General features: G+C 39.8%; 17 protein-coding genes and 2 other annotated features. All 17 genes read left to right on the forward strand.

Going from position 1 to position 16,638, the window contains the following annotated elements; all coding sequences use genetic code 11:
• The first annotated feature begins 13 nt into the window (after positions 1-13).
• Complete coding sequence (gene clpC / locus NST46_RS07300; protein ID WP_095313600.1) at positions 14-2,443, forward strand: ATP-dependent protease ATP-binding subunit ClpC; 2,430 nt, start codon at positions 14-16, stop codon at positions 2,441-2,443.
• Positions 2,444-2,791: 348 nt separating this feature from the next.
• Positions 2,792-4,159: a DNA repair protein RadA gene (radA, locus tag NST46_RS07305; RefSeq protein WP_118890037.1), complete on the forward strand. Its 1,368-nt coding sequence runs from the start codon at positions 2,792-2,794 to the stop codon at positions 4,157-4,159.
• A 131-nt stretch (positions 4,160-4,290) separates the two neighbouring features.
• Positions 4,291-5,382, forward strand: coding sequence for a PIN/TRAM domain-containing protein (locus tag NST46_RS07310; RefSeq protein WP_095313611.1), 1,092 nt, complete (start codon positions 4,291-4,293; stop codon positions 5,380-5,382).
• Between the two features lie 280 nt (positions 5,383-5,662).
• Complete coding sequence (gene gltX / locus NST46_RS07315) at positions 5,663-7,132, forward strand: glutamate--tRNA ligase (protein ID WP_095313596.1); 1,470 nt, start codon at positions 5,663-5,665, stop codon at positions 7,130-7,132.
• Positions 7,133-7,174: 42 nt separating this feature from the next.
• Positions 7,175-7,401 (forward strand) — a binding site (T-box leader).
• A 190-nt stretch (positions 7,402-7,591) separates the two neighbouring features.
• Entirely contained in the window at positions 7,592-8,257 is a 666-nt protein-coding gene (gene cysE, locus NST46_RS07320; protein WP_095313594.1) for a serine O-acetyltransferase, read from the forward strand.
• The gene (cysS, locus tag NST46_RS07325; protein WP_118890038.1) at positions 8,247-9,647 is read left to right on the forward strand and encodes a cysteine--tRNA ligase; all 1,401 of its coding nucleotides are present in this window, start codon (positions 8,247-8,249) and stop codon (positions 9,645-9,647) included. Before cysE ends, cysS begins: the two co-directional genes overlap by 11 nt.
• A gap of 2 nt (positions 9,648-9,649) precedes the next feature.
• Complete coding sequence (locus tag NST46_RS07330; RefSeq protein WP_118890039.1) at positions 9,650-10,051, forward strand: Mini-ribonuclease 3; 402 nt, start codon at positions 9,650-9,652, stop codon at positions 10,049-10,051.
• A 1-nt stretch (position 10,052) separates the two neighbouring features.
• Positions 10,053-10,799 (forward strand): 23S rRNA (guanosine(2251)-2'-O)-methyltransferase RlmB, encoded by a 747-nt coding sequence (gene rlmB, locus NST46_RS07335; protein ID WP_118890040.1) that lies wholly within the window; start codon positions 10,053-10,055, stop codon positions 10,797-10,799.
• Positions 10,800-11,309 (forward strand): NYN domain-containing protein, encoded by a 510-nt coding sequence (locus tag NST46_RS07340; protein WP_095313586.1) that lies wholly within the window; start codon positions 10,800-10,802, stop codon positions 11,307-11,309.
• A gap of 233 nt (positions 11,310-11,542) precedes the next feature.
• Positions 11,543-12,190 (forward strand): RNA polymerase sporulation sigma factor SigH, encoded by a 648-nt coding sequence (gene sigH / locus NST46_RS07345; protein ID WP_095313584.1) that lies wholly within the window; start codon positions 11,543-11,545, stop codon positions 12,188-12,190.
• 166 nt (positions 12,191-12,356) lie between these two features.
• A complete protein-coding gene (rpmG, locus tag NST46_RS07350) occupies positions 12,357-12,506 on the forward strand; it encodes a 50S ribosomal protein L33 (protein WP_118890041.1) in 150 nt (49 codons plus the stop codon).
• Between the two features lie 37 nt (positions 12,507-12,543).
• Entirely contained in the window at positions 12,544-12,711 is a 168-nt protein-coding gene (gene secE / locus NST46_RS07355) for a preprotein translocase subunit SecE (protein ID WP_095313580.1), read from the forward strand.
• Between the two features lie 413 nt (positions 12,712-13,124).
• On the forward strand, positions 13,125-13,661 hold the full coding sequence (gene nusG / locus NST46_RS07360; protein WP_095313578.1) for a transcription termination/antitermination protein NusG: 537 nt from the start codon (positions 13,125-13,127) through the stop codon (positions 13,659-13,661).
• A gap of 172 nt (positions 13,662-13,833) precedes the next feature.
• Complete coding sequence (rplK, locus tag NST46_RS07365; RefSeq protein WP_144029223.1) at positions 13,834-14,259, forward strand: 50S ribosomal protein L11; 426 nt, start codon at positions 13,834-13,836, stop codon at positions 14,257-14,259.
• 242 nt (positions 14,260-14,501) lie between these two features.
• Entirely contained in the window at positions 14,502-15,194 is a 693-nt protein-coding gene (rplA, locus tag NST46_RS07370) for a 50S ribosomal protein L1 (protein WP_095313576.1), read from the forward strand.
• A 50-nt stretch (positions 15,195-15,244) separates the two neighbouring features.
• Positions 15,245-15,396 (forward strand) — a sequence feature (ribosomal protein L10 leader region).
• Positions 15,397-15,441: 45 nt separating this feature from the next.
• The gene (rplJ, locus tag NST46_RS07375) at positions 15,442-15,942 is read left to right on the forward strand and encodes a 50S ribosomal protein L10 (RefSeq protein ID WP_095313574.1); all 501 of its coding nucleotides are present in this window, start codon (positions 15,442-15,444) and stop codon (positions 15,940-15,942) included.
• A 55-nt stretch (positions 15,943-15,997) separates the two neighbouring features.
• Positions 15,998-16,360 carry a 50S ribosomal protein L7/L12 gene (rplL, locus tag NST46_RS07380; protein ID WP_118890042.1) on the forward strand — a complete coding sequence of 121 codons (363 nt, stop codon included), beginning with the start codon at positions 15,998-16,000 and terminating at the stop codon, positions 16,358-16,360.
• Positions 16,361-16,638 lie beyond the last annotated feature (278 nt).

Genomic DNA, 16,638 nt, shown 5'->3' on the forward strand with positions numbered 1-16,638 from the left:
GAGGGAAATCCAGATGATGTTTGGACGATTTACAGAAAGAGCACAAAAAGTATTAGCATTATCACAAGAAGAAGCAGTACGACTTGGTCATAAGAATATTGGCACAGAACATATTTTATTAGGACTTGTCCGTGAAGGTGAAGGAATTGCGGCAAAAGCACTGCAGTCCCTAGGCCTTGAAGTCTCGAAAATTCAAGAAGAGGTAGAAAAATTAATCGGTGTCGATAAGCAGCCGATGCAATCGATTCACTATACCCCACGTGCAAAGAAGGTCGTTGAGTTATCACAGGATGAGGCAAGAAAGCTAGGCCACTCTTACGTAGGTACAGAGCATATTTTACTTGGGCTTATCCGCGAAGGTGAAGGTGTTGCTGCACGCGTATTGAATAACCTCGGTGTGAGCTTAAATAAAGCAAGACAGCAAGTGTTACAGCTATTAGGAAGCAATGAATCACAGGCGGGAAGACAAGGGCGTTCTGGACAACAATCGAGTGCAAGTACACCTACATTAGATTCGTTGGCACGAGACTTAACCGTTAGCGCAAAAGAGGGTAAAATTGACCCTGTAATCGGGCGTGCGAAGGAAATCGAACGGGTTATTCAAGTGTTGAGCCGTCGTACGAAAAATAATCCGGTATTAATTGGTGAGCCAGGTGTCGGTAAAACGGCTGTAGCAGAAGGTTTGGCACAGCAAATTATTGATAACGAGGTTCCAGAAACCCTTCGTGATAAGCGCGTGATGACATTAGATATGGGTACAGTTGTTGCGGGTACGAAATATCGTGGTGAATTTGAGGATCGTTTGAAAAAGGTGATGGAGGAAATCCGCCAAGCTGGAAATATCATTTTATTTATTGATGAACTTCATACATTAATTGGCGCTGGTGGAGCAGAAGGTGCAATTGATGCATCAAACATTTTAAAGCCATCCCTAGCTCGAGGTGAATTACAGTGTATCGGTGCAACAACACTTGATGAATATCGTAAATACATTGAAAAAGATGCTGCATTAGAACGAAGATTCCAACCGATTCAAGTCGATGAACCAACATTGGATGAAACCATTCAGATTCTGCACGGATTACGCGATCGCTATGAAGCACATCACCGTGTAACGATAACGGATGAAGCAATTGAAGCAGCAGCAACACTTTCTGATCGTTATATTACGGATCGGTTCCTTCCAGATAAGGCAATTGATTTAATTGACGAAGCAGGCTCTAAAGTACGCCTGAGCTCTTATACTGTTCCACCGAACTTGAAAGAACTTGAGCAGAAGCTTGAAGAAGTACGAAAAGAAAAAGACGCTGCTGTACAAAGCCAAGAATTTGAAAAGGCAGCATCTTTACGTGATTCAGAACAACGTTATCGTGAACAACTCGAAAAAACGAAAAATGAATGGAAAGAAAAGCAAGGACAAACCGATTCAGAGGTTACTGTTGAAGATATTGCAAGTGTTGTATCGATCTGGACGGGAGTACCTGTAGCGAAGCTAACGAAGGATGAGAGTGAGCGTCTCTTAAACATGGAAGAGATCTTGCATAATCGTGTGATTGGCCAAGGAGAGGCAGTAAATGCGATTTCGAAGGCTATTCGCCGAGCGCGTGCGGGCTTAAAAGATCCGAAGCGACCAATTGGCTCCTTTATTTTCCTAGGACCTACAGGTGTTGGTAAAACAGAACTTGCTCGAGCTTTAGCGGAAGTGATGTTTGCAGATGAAGATGCGATGATTCGTATAGACATGTCTGAATACATGGAAAGGCATGCGACGTCTCGTCTAGTTGGATCCCCTCCAGGATATGTTGGTTATGAGGAAGGTGGTCAGCTAACAGAAAAGGTGCGACGTAAGCCATACTCTGTCGTGCTTTTAGATGAAGTTGAAAAAGCACACCCTGAAGTATTTAATATTTTATTACAAGTGCTTGAGGATGGTCGTTTAACAGATTCAAAAGGAAGACTTGTTGACTTCCGTAATACGGTAATTATTATGACATCCAACGTTGGAGCAAGTGAGCTAAAACGGAATAAATATGTTGGCTTTAATATTGCTGATGAAGGAAAAGAATATAGCGATATGAAGTCAAAAGTAATGGAAGAATTGAAAAAAGCATTTCGTCCTGAATTTTTAAACCGAATTGATGAGACGATTGTATTCCATTCATTAGAGAAGAAGCATATGAAGGATATTGTGACACTTATGCTCGAACAATTGCAACGTCGCCTGAAGGATCAAGATATTCATTTATCATTGACTGATAAAGCGGTAGAAAAGGTTGCAAATGAAGGGTTCGATCCGGAATACGGTGCCCGTCCATTGCGCAGATCGATTCAGAAAAATATCGAAGACCTTCTATCTGAAGAGTTGCTGAAAGAAACAATTGATAAAGGGCAAGAGGTAAAAATCGGTTTAAATAATAAAGGAGATTTCATCGTCCTCTCGTAATGAGGAAAGCATAAAAGCGCGAATGCCGGTTAGTGAGGTAAAAACTGCGCACCGTAATATGGACCTGTTTACGTTGTTATGGTAACTAAAGGTATCCAGGTAATTCAATTTTTATAAATTCAAGAGAAAGTAAAAAGCTAGAAGAGCAGTATCTTCTAGCTTTTCCTTCCATATTGAGGGGTGTTCTAAACCCTCTTTACCCTACTTTAAACACCCAATTCTAGTGGAAAGGGTACTAAACGACCCAGTTGTGGCATAAATAAGGAAATATGTTTCATAAATTGATAGGAAGCTGTAACCTATTTGAGCCAAAAATGTTTTACAATAGTAAGAGAAGGGGATAGTGATTTGGCTAAGCGAAAAACGAAGTATGTTTGTCAAGATTGTGGATATGAATCTGCGAAATGGATGGGCAAATGTCCTGGGTGTAATAATTGGAATACGATGGTGGAAGAAGTTGAAGCAACCACTGTCAGAGGAAAACAAGTAAGTGGTACACATGTCGTTAGTAAGCCAGAAAGGATTACTTCGATCGAGTCACAGAAAGAACCGCGTATCACCACAACGATGAAGGAATTCAATCGTGTGCTTGGTGGCGGTATTGTTCTCGGATCGCTTGTTTTAATTGGTGGTGATCCTGGGATTGGCAAATCTACCTTGTTATTACAAATCTCTTCACAGCTTGCAGGGAAGCAATTGCCAGTTCTGTACGTTTCTGGTGAGGAATCGATCCGCCAAACAAAGCTGCGTGCTGATCGACTAGGAGTAAAAGAGGATCTGCTATATGTCCTTTCTGAAACGAATTTGTTTGATATTCAAAAACAAATTGAGGAGATTCGCCCCTCATTTGTCGTAATTGACTCCATTCAAACGATTTTTAAGGAAGATGTAACGAGTGCTCCTGGTAGTGTTTCACAAGTACGAGAATGTACTGTTGATTTAATGAAGGTCGCAAAATCAAACGGCATTCCGATATTTATAGTTGGTCACGTGACGAAAGAAGGGGCGATAGCTGGTCCAAGACTGCTCGAGCATATGGTTGATGCCGTATTGTATTTTGAAGGAGAAAGGCATCATACGTATCGAATATTACGAGGTGTGAAGAATCGCTTTGGAAGTACGAATGAAATGGGTATTTTTGAGATGAAAGAAGAAGGCCTTCGAGAAGTAATGAACCCTTCGGAGATTTTTCTAGAAGAGCGTTCAGAAGGATCAGCAGGCTCTACTGTCGTTGCATCGATGGAAGGGACAAGACCTGTACTCGTTGAAATTCAAGCATTGATTTCTCCAACTAGCTTCGGTAATCCACGCCGCATGGCCACAGGAATTGATCATAACCGTGTTCCTTTATTGATGGCAGTTCTCGAAAAGCGTGTCGGCCTTATGCTGCAAAACCAGGATGCCTACATTAAGGTAGCTGGTGGTGTGAAGCTTGATGAACCTGCAATTGATCTAGCGCTAGCTGTAAGCATTGCTTCAAGCTTTCGGGATAAGCCGACGAATCCAGATGATATATTTATTGGAGAAGTTGGGCTTACTGGGGAGATCAGACGTGTGTCGCGTATCGAACAGCGTGTTCAAGAAGCAGCTAAGCTTGGCTTTAAACGTGTCATTTGTCCGGAAAACAATCTGGATGGCTGGACATACCCGAAAGGAATTCAAGTACATGGGGTTCGTACCGTACAACAAGCATTAGATATAGCGATGGCCCAGTGATTCTTAGCGATTTTTATCATAAAAATGACATATTTATACTGTTATTTGTGAAATACAATGCTTTTTTCGCCCATTTATGAGGGTTAAATTATAAATTTCTAGGCAATACTAAACATTAGGAGGTGACGATGTTGCTCAAAAAAATAGTGCATTTATTTTTTATTGTTCTAGGCGGTACTATAGGTTATCTATATGTACCAGAAATAATTCGGTTATTGAACATTACAAATTTGGATTGGGCAAGATCCCCATATTTAGGCATGATCATCGGTGCAATTATATTCTTTATTCTTTCTTATTGGCTGGCAGATTATATTGTTGACTTTTTGAGGTGGGTAGAAGACGCACTGATAAAGCTCCCAGCAGTTGATTTATTCTTTGGTAGTATCGGTTTAATTGTCGGATTGGTTATTGCTTACTTTGTTAACATGCCCTTACAAGATATTAATATTGAGGTTGTATCACAGGTTCTGCCACTCTTTATTATGATTGTTCTTGGTTACCTTGGTTTCCAAGTGGGTTTCAGGCGGAGAGATGAATTTGTCAATCTAATGAAAACAAATAAAAAGGACAAACGCCGACCTATTGAAGGTGACGATGTAGATGCAATCGTACCAAAGGCAAAAATTCTGGATACAAGTGTTATTATTGATGGTAGAATCGCAGATATTTGCCAAACGAACTTTTTAGAAGGAACCGTTATAATACCGCAATTTGTTCTCGGGGAACTGCAGCATATTGCCGATTCCTCAGATACACTCAAACGTAATAGAGGCCGCCGTGGACTAGATGTATTGAATCGCATCCAAAAGGAATTGCCAGTGAAAGTCGAGATTTATGAAGGAGACTTTGAAGAAATTCCAGAGGTTGATAGTAAGCTAATTAAACTTGCGAAGGTAATTGATGGTATTGTTGTAACAAATGATTTTAATTTGAATAAAGTTTGTGATTTACAGGGTGTTAACGTGTTGAATATTAACGATCTTGCCAATGCTGTGAAGCCGGTTGTACTTCCAGGTGAAGAGCTAATTGTACAAGTAATTAAAGATGGGAAAGAGCATAATCAAGGGGTTGCCTATCTTGATGATGGTACAATGATAGTTGTGGAAGAAGGTCGGGATTATATCGGAAAAACGATCGAAGTAATTATTACAAGTGTACTGCAAACATCAGCTGGCCGGATGATCTTTGCAAAACCAAAATTACTTGAAAAAGCACTGTAAAAGAGGTATAACTGATTAAGGTGAAGTAAAGTGATAACATGAATGATATGTTATCACTTTTTCATATAGAGTGCGTGTTCAAAAGGGAGGATGAAAAGGACCGAGAAGTTTGAGACGGCGTAGCTTTGAGCAGCGGAACGTATGGGTTTAATACGTGAGCAGTGGAAAAGCAAGCCAACGAAGAAATTCGATGTGTCATTTTTACCGGACTTTTTGAACAACCTTATAGACGTAAATTTATACTTATATCGGAATCCATAATTAAGAGAGGAGCAACACCATGAGTAAGGAAGTTCGTGTGCGTTATGCGCCAAGTCCGACAGGCCATCTGCATATTGGGAATGCACGTACAGCTTTATTTAACTATTTATATGCAAAACATTTTAACGGAAAGTTTATTATTCGTACAGAGGATACGGATGAAAAACGGAATGTAGCGGGTGGAGAAGAGAGCCAGTTGAAGTTTTTAAAATGGCTTGGATTAGAATGGGATGAAGGTGCTGATATTGGTGGTGACTATGGTCCATACCGTCAAACAGAGCGCTTAGATTTATATAATAAATATGTTAATGAACTACTGGAAAGAAACCTTGCCTATAAATGCTATATGTCAGAGGAAGAGCTTGAGGCTGAACGTGAGGAGCAACGTGAAAAAGGACAAGTACCTAAGTATTCTGGAGCCCACCGTAATTTAACGGAAGAGCAAATCGCGGCTTTCGAGGCGGAAGGTCGTAAGCCGAGTATCCGTGTTCGTGTTCCAGAGAACAAAACGTACATGTTCCAAGATATTGTTCGCGGCGAAATTACGTTTGAATCGAGTGATTTCGGTGACTGGGTTATTGTGAAGAAAAATGGTATCCCGACGTATAACTTTGCTGTAGCCATTGATGACCATCTGATGGAAATCACACATGTATTGCGTGGTGAGGAGCATATTTCCAACACACCGAAGCAAATGATGGTCTATGAAGCATTTGGCTGGGAAGCGCCAAAATATGGCCATATGACCCTGATTTTGAATGAGGAGCGTAAAAAGCTAAGCAAGCGTGATGAGCATATCCTTCAATTTATTGAGCAATATCGCAATCTAGGATATTTACCTGAAGCAATGTTTAATTTTATAAGCTTATTAGGCTGGTCTCCAGTTGGAGAGGAAGAGATCTTTTCTCAAGAAAAGCTAATTGAAATTTTTGATCCGGAACGTCTATCTACATCTGCAGCGATTTTTGACCAACAAAAACTGAAGTGGATGAACAACGAATACATCAAAGCGGCTGACATAGAAACGGTGATTGATCTAGCGATGCCGCATTTGATTGAATCTGGTAAATTACCGGAGGATATGGATGCAGATAAAAGAACGTGGGCAGAAAATGTGATTAGCTTATATCGTGAACAATTACGTTATGGTGCGGAGATTGTGGAACTAACGGAACTATTCTTTAATGATGAGATTTCCTATGATGACGAAGCGATGGAGGTCTTAAAAGGGGAACAAGTACCAGAAGTATTGCAAGTTTTTACAGATAAGCTGATCCATTTAGATGAGTTTAATAAAGATACAATTAAGGCACAATTTAAAGCAACACAGAAGGAAACTGGTCACCGTGGAAAGAAACTATTTATGCCAATCCGGATTGCGACAACTGGACAAATGCACGGTCCAGAGCTACCGTTTGCGATTGAGCTTTTAGGAAAGTCTGTTATTATCGCAAGGCTTGATAAAGTATTGAAGCAATTAGGAGCGTAATGGTTCACATTTCGCCGATTGTATAATATAGTATTACTAAATAAGTGAACGTTGAAAAGGGAAAGTAAGAATCGATCTGCTTATTCAGAGAGAATCACCAAGGGCTGTGAGTGATTTTAAGCATCGTTTCTGAAGTGCCCCTTGGAGTCTGTTATGGAAAATGAGTAGTCTTTAGTACATGACAGCGATACTCTCCCGTTACGAGAGCCAAAGTTGGAAGGATACGTCCTTCAAACAGAGTGGAACCGCGCTAATCTAGCGTCTCTGTGTATAAACTACACAGGGACGCTTTTTATTTTGGCAAAAAGTAAGGTATAAACGTTCCTTTCTGCGTAAGGCGGGATAAGGCATTCACTCTGGAATTAGCCAAAATAAAAAAGATTCTATGAAAGTAGAGAGCCCCATCTAAAAATCCCTTTTACGAAAGCCAATTTTACTAACTATAAAGGAGGAAGGCACATGGGAATTTTCAAAACAATGAAGGAAGATATGGATGTTGTGTTTGAACAGGATCCTGCTGCACGTACGTATATCGAAGTGATGCTAACGTATTCGGGTCTTCATGCCGTATGGGCACATCGAATTGCGCATCGTTTTTTCAAAAGAAGGCTTTTCTTTATTGCACGCGTCATTTCTCAGGCTAGCCGCTTCTTTACAGGAATTGAGATTCACCCAGGAGCAAAGATTGGGCGACGTCTTTTTATCGACCATGGTATGGGAGTAGTTATTGGAGAGACGTGTGAGATTGGGGATAATGTTACCATTTTTCAAGGAGTAACGCTTGGCGGTACTGGTAAAGAAAGAGGGAAACGACATCCAACAGTGAAAGATAATGCACTCATTTCTACAGGGGCAAAAGTGCTTGGGGCAATAACAATCGGTGAAAGCTCGAAGGTCGGAGGCGGTTCTGTTGTGTTAAAGGATGTGCCTGATCATTCAACGGTAGTTGGTGTTCCTGGGAGAGTTGTAATCCAGAATGGGGAAAGAGTAAGAAGGGACCTTGATCATCATAAGATTCCTGATCCTGTAGCTGATCGTTGTGAACATATGCAGGTGCAGATTGATGAACTGAAGGCTGAAATTGCAAAATTGAAACAAGGGAGTGTAAAACAATATGTCGATTAAGTTATATAATACATTATCGCGCAAGAAGGAAGATTTCACACCATTAGAAGAAGGAAAGGTTCGTATGTATGTATGCGGACCGACTGTATATAACTATATTCATATCGGTAATGCACGTCCGGCTATTGTTTTTGATACAGTAAGAAGGTATTTCGAATACAAAGGCTTTCAAGTTGACTATGTATTAAACTTTACCGATGTCGATGATAAAATAATTAAAACAGCAAATGAATTAGGGGAAGATGTTCCTGAGATAGCAAATAAATTTATACAGGCTTATCTAGAGGATGTTGGAGCTTTAGGTGTGAAAGAGGCAACACATAATCCACGTGTTATGGAAACGATGGAGGATATCATTCGTTTTATTGATGTGCTCGTTCAGAAAGGGTATGCCTATGCAGCAGAAGGAGACGTCTATTTTAAACCGAGAGCGTTTGAAGGATACGGCAAATTATCCCATCAGTCAATTGATGAGCTTCGCTCTGGTGCGCGAATCCAAGTTGGAGAGAAAAAGAATGATCCGCTTGATTTTGCATTATGGAAAGAAGCAAAGTCTGGAGAAATTGCTTGGGATTCACCGTGGGGGAAAGGCCGACCAGGCTGGCATATCGAATGCTCTGCAATGGCTAAGAAATACCTTGGAGATACGATTGACATTCATGCTGGTGGGCAGGATTTAACATTCCCGCATCACGAAAATGAAATTGCTCAGTCTGAAGCCATGACAGGTCATACATTTGCGAATTATTGGATGCATAATGGGTATATAAATATTAATAATGAAAAAATGTCGAAATCACTCGGAAATTTTGTTTTAACAAGAGATTTAATTGCAAAGCATAATCCGGAAGTGCTACGTTTCTTCATGCTAAGTGTGCATTATCGTAATCCGATTAATTTTACAGAGGAGCTTCTGGAAAGTGCTAAAAATAGCTATGACCGAATTAAAACGGCATACGAAAACTTAGAGCATCGCAAACCGACGAGTATGAACCTTGTTGATAATACAGAGGAATGGTTAACGAAAATAGCGGAAATGAAACATCGCTTTGAGCTGGAAATGGATGATGATTTCAATACAGCGAATGCAATTTCTGTCCTGTTTGATTTAGCAAAAGAAGCAAATGTCTATTTACAATCCAACCAAACATCAACAGAGGTAATTGATACATTTCAGGAAGTGCTCAAGACTTTACTAAATGTACTTGGGATTACTCTTGATACAGCAGATGAACTGTTAGACGAAGCGATTGAAGCGTTAATTGAAGAACGGAATGAAGCAAGGAAAAACCGTGATTTCGCTCGAGCAGATGAGATAAGAGATTTGTTAAAAGACAAAAATATCATATTGGAAGACACACCTCAAGGGGTTCGCTGGAAAAGAGGCTAATCATGAAGTTGGATCCAAAGCAATTGAAAAGCCTAGCACTCGCGTATATGGGAGATGCTATATATGAAACCCACGTCAGGGAGCATTTGCTTCAAAAAGGAACCGTAAAGCCGAACCAGCTACATCAAGAAGCGATTACTTTTGTTTCTGGAAAATCCCAAGCGGCTGTCATTCTTAACTGGGCAGCCAAAGCGGATTTTTTAAATGAGGAAGAACGGGCTGTTGTAGGGAGAGGGAGAAATGCTAAGTCTGGTTCTATTCCGAAAAACACAAGTGTACAAACCTATCGTTATAGTACGGCATTTGAAGCATTAATCGGCTATCACTATTTATCTGGAAACGAAACACGTCTTAAGGAACTGTTAGAAAGTGCGATTGAATTTGTAGAAGAGAGGAGTGGATAACATGGATCAAGAGTTAATAATTGGAAAAAATCCAGTAATGGAAGCATTAAAATCCGGCCGTTCTGTTAATAAAGTGGTTATATCGGAGCAATTGAATCCGAATGTGCAAAAGAAATTGCAACAAATGGCGAGAGAAGCTGGAACGATTGTACAAAAAGTGCCGAAATCAAAGCTTGAACAACTTGATTCCGGTAATCACCAAGGTGTGATTGCTTATGTTGCGTCCTATCAATATGCAACACTTGAAGATTTATTTCAGCGGGCAGAAGAAAGAAATGAAGACCCCTTCTTCATCATTTTGGATGAATTGGAGGATCCACATAATCTAGGATCTATCTTGCGGACTGCGGATGCAACAGGGGCGCATGGAGTCATCATTCCGAAGCGGCGCTCGGTAGGTTTAACCGCAACTGTTGCGAAAACAGCTGCAGGAGCGATGGAGCATATTCCAGTAGCGCGGGTGACGAATATCGCCAATACAATTGATGAATTAAAAGAAAGACAGGTATGGGTTGTCGGTACAGAAGCAGAAGCAACGGAGGACTATCGCAAGTTGGACGGGGCATTGCCAATCGCTCTCGTAATTGGCAATGAAGGAAAGGGTATTAGTCGTCTTGTTCGGAAGAAGTGTGATTGGACAGTAAGCTTACCAATGAAGGGAGCAGTATCTTCCTTGAACGCCTCAGTTGCCTGTAGTTTGCTTCTCTATGAGGTATATCGTAAAAGATACCCATTGGGTGATGTATAGATGGTCGTTCTTATTGTAGATGGCTATAATATTATTGGAGCATGGGAAGAGCTGCAACAACTAAAGGAAAAAGAAATTGGACAAGCTCGTGACCGTCTGGTTGAATGGATGGCTGAATACCAAGCGTATTCCGGCCATCGTGTCATTATCGTATTCGATGCGTACTATGTTAAAGGGATTTCAAGTAAATTAAAGCAATATAAAGTTGAAGTAATTTATACAAAGGAAAAGGAAACAGCTGATGAATGTATCGAAAAGCTTGTGAAAGAAGTAAAAAATGTGAAGACACAAGTATATGTAGCTACATCTGATTATGCAGAGCAGCGTACGATTTTCGGACAAGGAGCTCTTCGTAAGTCTGCTCGTGAACTATTTATTGAAATGCAGGACATTGAAAAGGAAATTGAAGTTAGCATTGAACTGCATAAAAAAATGCAACCACAATCTAAAATTAAGTTGGACGAAGAAATCCTTCAGAAATTTGAAAAGATGAGAAGGGGAGAAATATAGCATAAAAATAGTGTTCAAAAAGGGGGATGAAAAGACATGTCGGAAATTAGTCGAATGCCCTATTTCTCGGGGTGTTATTTTCGCCGGACTTTTTGAACAACTAAAAAGTTTGATTTTTGCGCTATTTCGACATATTTTGCATGTAAACGCTTCTTATTCATGTTGACGGTTCTGAAACGAGTACTGTATACTATGTCCTAAGTGACAACCGAGATAGTCAGGGGGCAATCTTAATGAGCGTCGAGCAAATAGTAAAAGACAATCGAAGTATTAGTAAGCTTGAAGATGACGATTTGCTGCAACTTGTTCGTCGAGGCGACAGTCGAGCGCTGGACATATTAATTAACAGGTACATTAATTTTGTCCGAGCAAAAGCACGAACGTATTTTTTAATTGGCGCAGATAAAGAGGACATCATTCAAGAAGGAATGATCGGATTATATAAAGCAATTCGCGATTATAATGGGGACAAGCTATCTTCATTTAAAGCATTTGCTGAGCTCTGTGTGACGCGTCAGATTATCACTGCAATTAAAACAGCGACAAGACAGAAGCATATTCCACTTAACTCCTATGTTTCCCTCGATAAGCCAATCTATGATGAAGAATCAGATCGCACATTGTTGGATGTAATTGCAGGATCGAAAGAGATTGATCCTCAAGAGCTTCTCATTAACCGAGAAAATTTCGGAGATATGGAAATGAAATTATCCGAATTATTAAGCGAGTTGGAAAGACAAGTGCTCCATTTGTATTTGGACGGAAGGTCCTACCAGGAAATATCGATTGAATTGAAACGACATGTCAAATCGATTGATAATGCTTTGCAACGTGTAAAACGAAAGCTCGAACAACTGATGGATGTGACTGAAACACCATAAATAATCAAGATTTAGATTGGGAGAATAACAGAAAGCTAACCTTCACCGTTTTTGTTTAAAACATTTGATATTATTTGGCTCGCGGGTTGTTGAGACGTTGACACGTTATGGCAAAACGTGCTAAATTAGAACAAAAGGAAAATACCCTATGTGTGGGGTGAAATAGATGAGTAATAAAATCACGTTAGCGTGTGCAATTTGTTCAAGCAGAAATTATTCAACGAATAAGAATGTATCCACAAAGGCTACGAGATTAGAAGTACGCAAATATTGCAAAACATGTGGGCAACATACATTGCATCGTGAAACAAAGTAAGTGCGCATTTTAAGCGGAGTTTTTGGGGGGTACAAGCATGTTCAGATTCTTTAAAGATGTATCTAGAGAAATGAAAAAAGTTAGCTGGCCAAAAGGTAAAGAGCTGACCAATTATACCATTATCGTTATTTCAACCGTAGTATTTGTAGCACTATTCTTTTTTATTGTTGATTTAGGTATTTCTCAAGTTTTAAACTTATTTTGAATAAATGTGTTTAATTATGCTATAATGAAAAATAATATACCCTTTTAAAAACCCGGTCAAAGCGGGTTTTTTAAATTGGAGAAAATGGTAGACGATTCGTGATTGAATGATAAATCAAGCTGCTATAAAGTGTGTGTTCAAAAGAGGATAAAAAGGACCGAGAAGTTCGAGGTGGTGTAGCTCCTGATAGCGGAACGTATGGGTTTAATACGTGAGCAGACGTTCTTGCACGCGGGAAAAGTGTTTTTCTTTTGCAAGGAATGGAAAACCAAGCCAACGAGCTTCCGCAGGATGTGGTGACTTCGATGTTCGACACAGGACGTGTCGGTATTTAATCGAAGGTCTACTGTTCTCGATGTGTCATTTTTACCGGACTTTTTGAACAGCCTTATAAGGGAGGGAGCCCTGTATAAATGGAGAAAAATTGGTATGTTGTTCATACGTATTCCGGTTATGAAAATAAAGTAAAGATGAACTTGGAGAAACGTGTAGAAACAATGGGAATGGAAGATAAAATCTTCCGTGTAATCGTTCCAGAAGACGAGGAAACAGAAATTAAAAACGGTAAAAAGAAAGTCATGAAAAAGAAATCATTCCCTGGTTATGTATTAACAGAAATGATTATGACAGACGATTCCTGGTATGTTGTAAGAAACACGCCTGGCGTAACTGGTTTTGTTGGATCTAGCGGGCACGGTGCAAAACCGACACCATTACTTCCAGATGAAATTGATGTTGTTTTAAAGCGTATGGGTGTATCAGAACCGACCGTACAGGTTGATTTTGAAATCAAAGAAAATGTACGAGTTGCTGACGGCCCATTCACTGATTTCACAGGATCAATTGAGCACATTGATATGGACAAGCAAAAATTAAAAGTTCATGTTAATATGTTTGGTAGAGAAACCCCTGTTGAATTGGATTTCTCGCAGGTTGAAAAGCTGTCTTAAAATGAACTTCTAAAAAAAGAGACAACAAAACCTTGCATTATTTAGCATTTCATGCTAAAATTTTTTTGTTATTTATGCCCTGGATAGGGCGTTGATAAATGGAGTGGGAGGGTATACCAATACAATCATAGGACCCTATTACCACATCACGGACTTTAAGGAGGTGTGTCTCGTGGCTAAAAAAGTAATCAAGTTAGTGAAATTGCAAATCCCAGCTGGTAAAGCAAACCCAGCACCGCCAGTAGGACCGGCACTAGGTCAAGCAGGTGTTAATATCATGGGATTCTGTAAAGAATTCAATGCTCGTACACAAGATCAAGCGGGTTTAATTATTCCTGTTGAAATTACGGTATTTGAAGACCGTTCATTTACATTTATTACAAAGACTCCACCAGCAGCTGTTCTTTTGAAAAAAGCAGCAGGTCTTGAATCTGGTTCTGGTGAGCCTAACAAGAACAAGGTCGCTACATTGAAACGCGATCAAGTAAAAGAAATTGCGGAATCTAAAATGCCTGATTTAAACGCAGCTGATGTTGAAGCGGCAATGCGTATGGTTGAAGGTACTGCACGAAGCATGGGAATTGTTATCGAAGATTAATTTTTGCAAATAGGAAAGTGTAAAACTTTGCTATTTGTACAAGTGCAACTAAGGCATTTGCCTAACGCTTGGCGATTGCTGAGTTTTCTAATACGGTATAGGTTGCGGTTGGCTGACCATTCGCAACCTTTTTCGTGGGTGTGATGGACCTAGTTTTAGGTTCGTTACACGCTTTATAAAAGCTGTTTGCTTTTATAAGTGGGAGGTATTACCGTTATAACCACAATAGAGGAGGAAATAAAATGGCAAAAACAGGTAAGAAATATCAAGAAAATGCAAAGCTTGTTGACCGTACAAATTTGTATGAAATTAAAGAAGCTGTTGCATTAGCGAAACAAACTGCTAAAGCAAACTTTGACGAAACAGTTGAAGCTGCATTCCGTCTTGGAGTAGATCCGAAGAAAGCAGATCAACAAATCCGTGGAGCAATGGTATTGCCACATGGAACTGGTAAAACACAACGCGTGCTTGTGTTCGCTAAAGGTGAAAAAGCAAAAGAAGCAGAAGCTGCAGGAGCAGATTATGTAGGAGAGACAGAATTCATTGAGAAAATCAACAAAGGTTGGTTTGAATTTGATGTTATTGTAGCGACTCCTGATATGATGGCTGAAGTAGGTAAGCTTGGACGTGTGTTAGGACCAAAAGGTCTAATGCCAAACCCTAAAACTGGAACAGTTACTTTTGAAGTAGAAAAAGCTGTTAAAGATATTAAAGCTGGTAAAGTAGAATACCGTGTAGATAAGTCTGCAAATATCCATGTTCCAATTGGAAAAATCTCATTTGAAGATGAGAAATTGGTTGAAAACTTCGTAGCACTTACAGAACAACTTGTGAAAGTAAAACCGCAAGCTGCTAAAGGTACGTACATGAAGAATGTTTCAATCGCTTCTACAATGGGACCTGGAATCAAAGTTGACGTATCTGATTTTCGTTAATTAGGTGTTGACTTTGTCGCAGTGTTCCGTTATACTAAATTGCGTCATAATAAAATGAATATGTTATACCGTAGACAGTAGGTGCGGATTTCCGCTTAATATCCTGCCGAGGTTTGTTTATATACAGATGAGTTAATCTATGTTAATGTCCATTTGTTATATTAAGCTCCCATGTCTACGTGGGAGCTTTTCTTATATATCCCAGCGGTGTAATGATATGAAAGAAATGATAATAGGAGGTGGAACAATGTCTGCAGTAATTGAACAAAAGAAACAATTAGTTGAAGAAATCACAGAAAAATTCCGTGCTAGTCAAACTTCAATAGTGGTTGACTACCGTGGTCTTGATGTGGCAGAAGTTACAGCATTACGTAAAGAACTACGCGATGCGGGAATCGACTTTAAAGTTTACAAAAATACAATGACTCGCCGTGCTGTAGAAGCAGCTGAACTTTCAGGCTTGAACGATGTGTTGGTAGGACCAACAGCTATCGCTTTCAGTAACGATGATGTAGTAGCACCAGCAAGAATTCTTAATAACTTCATGAAAGAACATGAGGCATTAGAAATCAAAGGTGGCGTTATCGAAGGTCAAGTAGCTAGCCTTGAACAAATTCAAGAGCTTGCTGAGCTTCCAAACTACGAAGGTATGGTGTCTATGCTGCTTAGCGTGCTTCAAGCACCTATCCGTAACTTTGCTTACGTTACGAAAGCAGTTGCAGAACAAAAAGAAGAACAAGGCGCTTAATAATCGCCTGACGATATTACTAAATTAAACTAAAATATTAGGAGGAAAATATATCATGACTAAAGAAGAAATGATTGGCGCAATCAAAGAAATGTCCGTTTTAGAATTAAACGATCTTGTTAAAGCAATCGAAGAAGAATTTGGAGTAACTGCTGCTGCACCTGTAGCTGCTGCTGGTGCTGCTGGTGGAGCTGCTGTTGAAGAGCAAACTGAGTTTGATGTAGTACTTACAAGTGCTGGAGCATCAAAAATCAAAGTTGTTAAAGCTGTTCGTGAAATCACTGGTCTTGGTCTTAAAGATGCAAAAGACTTAGTAGATAACGCGCCAAAAGCAATTAAAGAAGGCGTAGCTAAAGAAGAAGCTGAAGAAGTTAAAGGTAAACTTGAAGAAGCTGGCGCTGAAGTAGAAGTTAAATAATTTTGCTAATAGAAAATGATAGAGCTCGTCGAATTTCGGCGGGCTTTTTATCACGCGTTAATGGAGTGAAGAACCCCAACCTCTAATTGCGAGGGGGATCTTGTGGTATGAACAGCCATAATCTCCTGATTCTGTTTAACTAACATCCAGAAGGCTGACTGCCTGAATAAAGTTTCACTTTATTATTGATGCGGTATTTTATTGCCAGATCAAAATAATTAAGAGTAATTCATGTCGATTGTATAAAAGAGAAGATCTTGATCTAACTACTTTCGGCA

The sequence above is a fragment of the Oceanobacillus sp. FSL W7-1309 genome, from assembly GCF_038002145.1.
Classification (GTDB): domain Bacteria; phylum Bacillota; class Bacilli; order Bacillales; family Amphibacillaceae; genus Oceanobacillus; species Oceanobacillus profundus.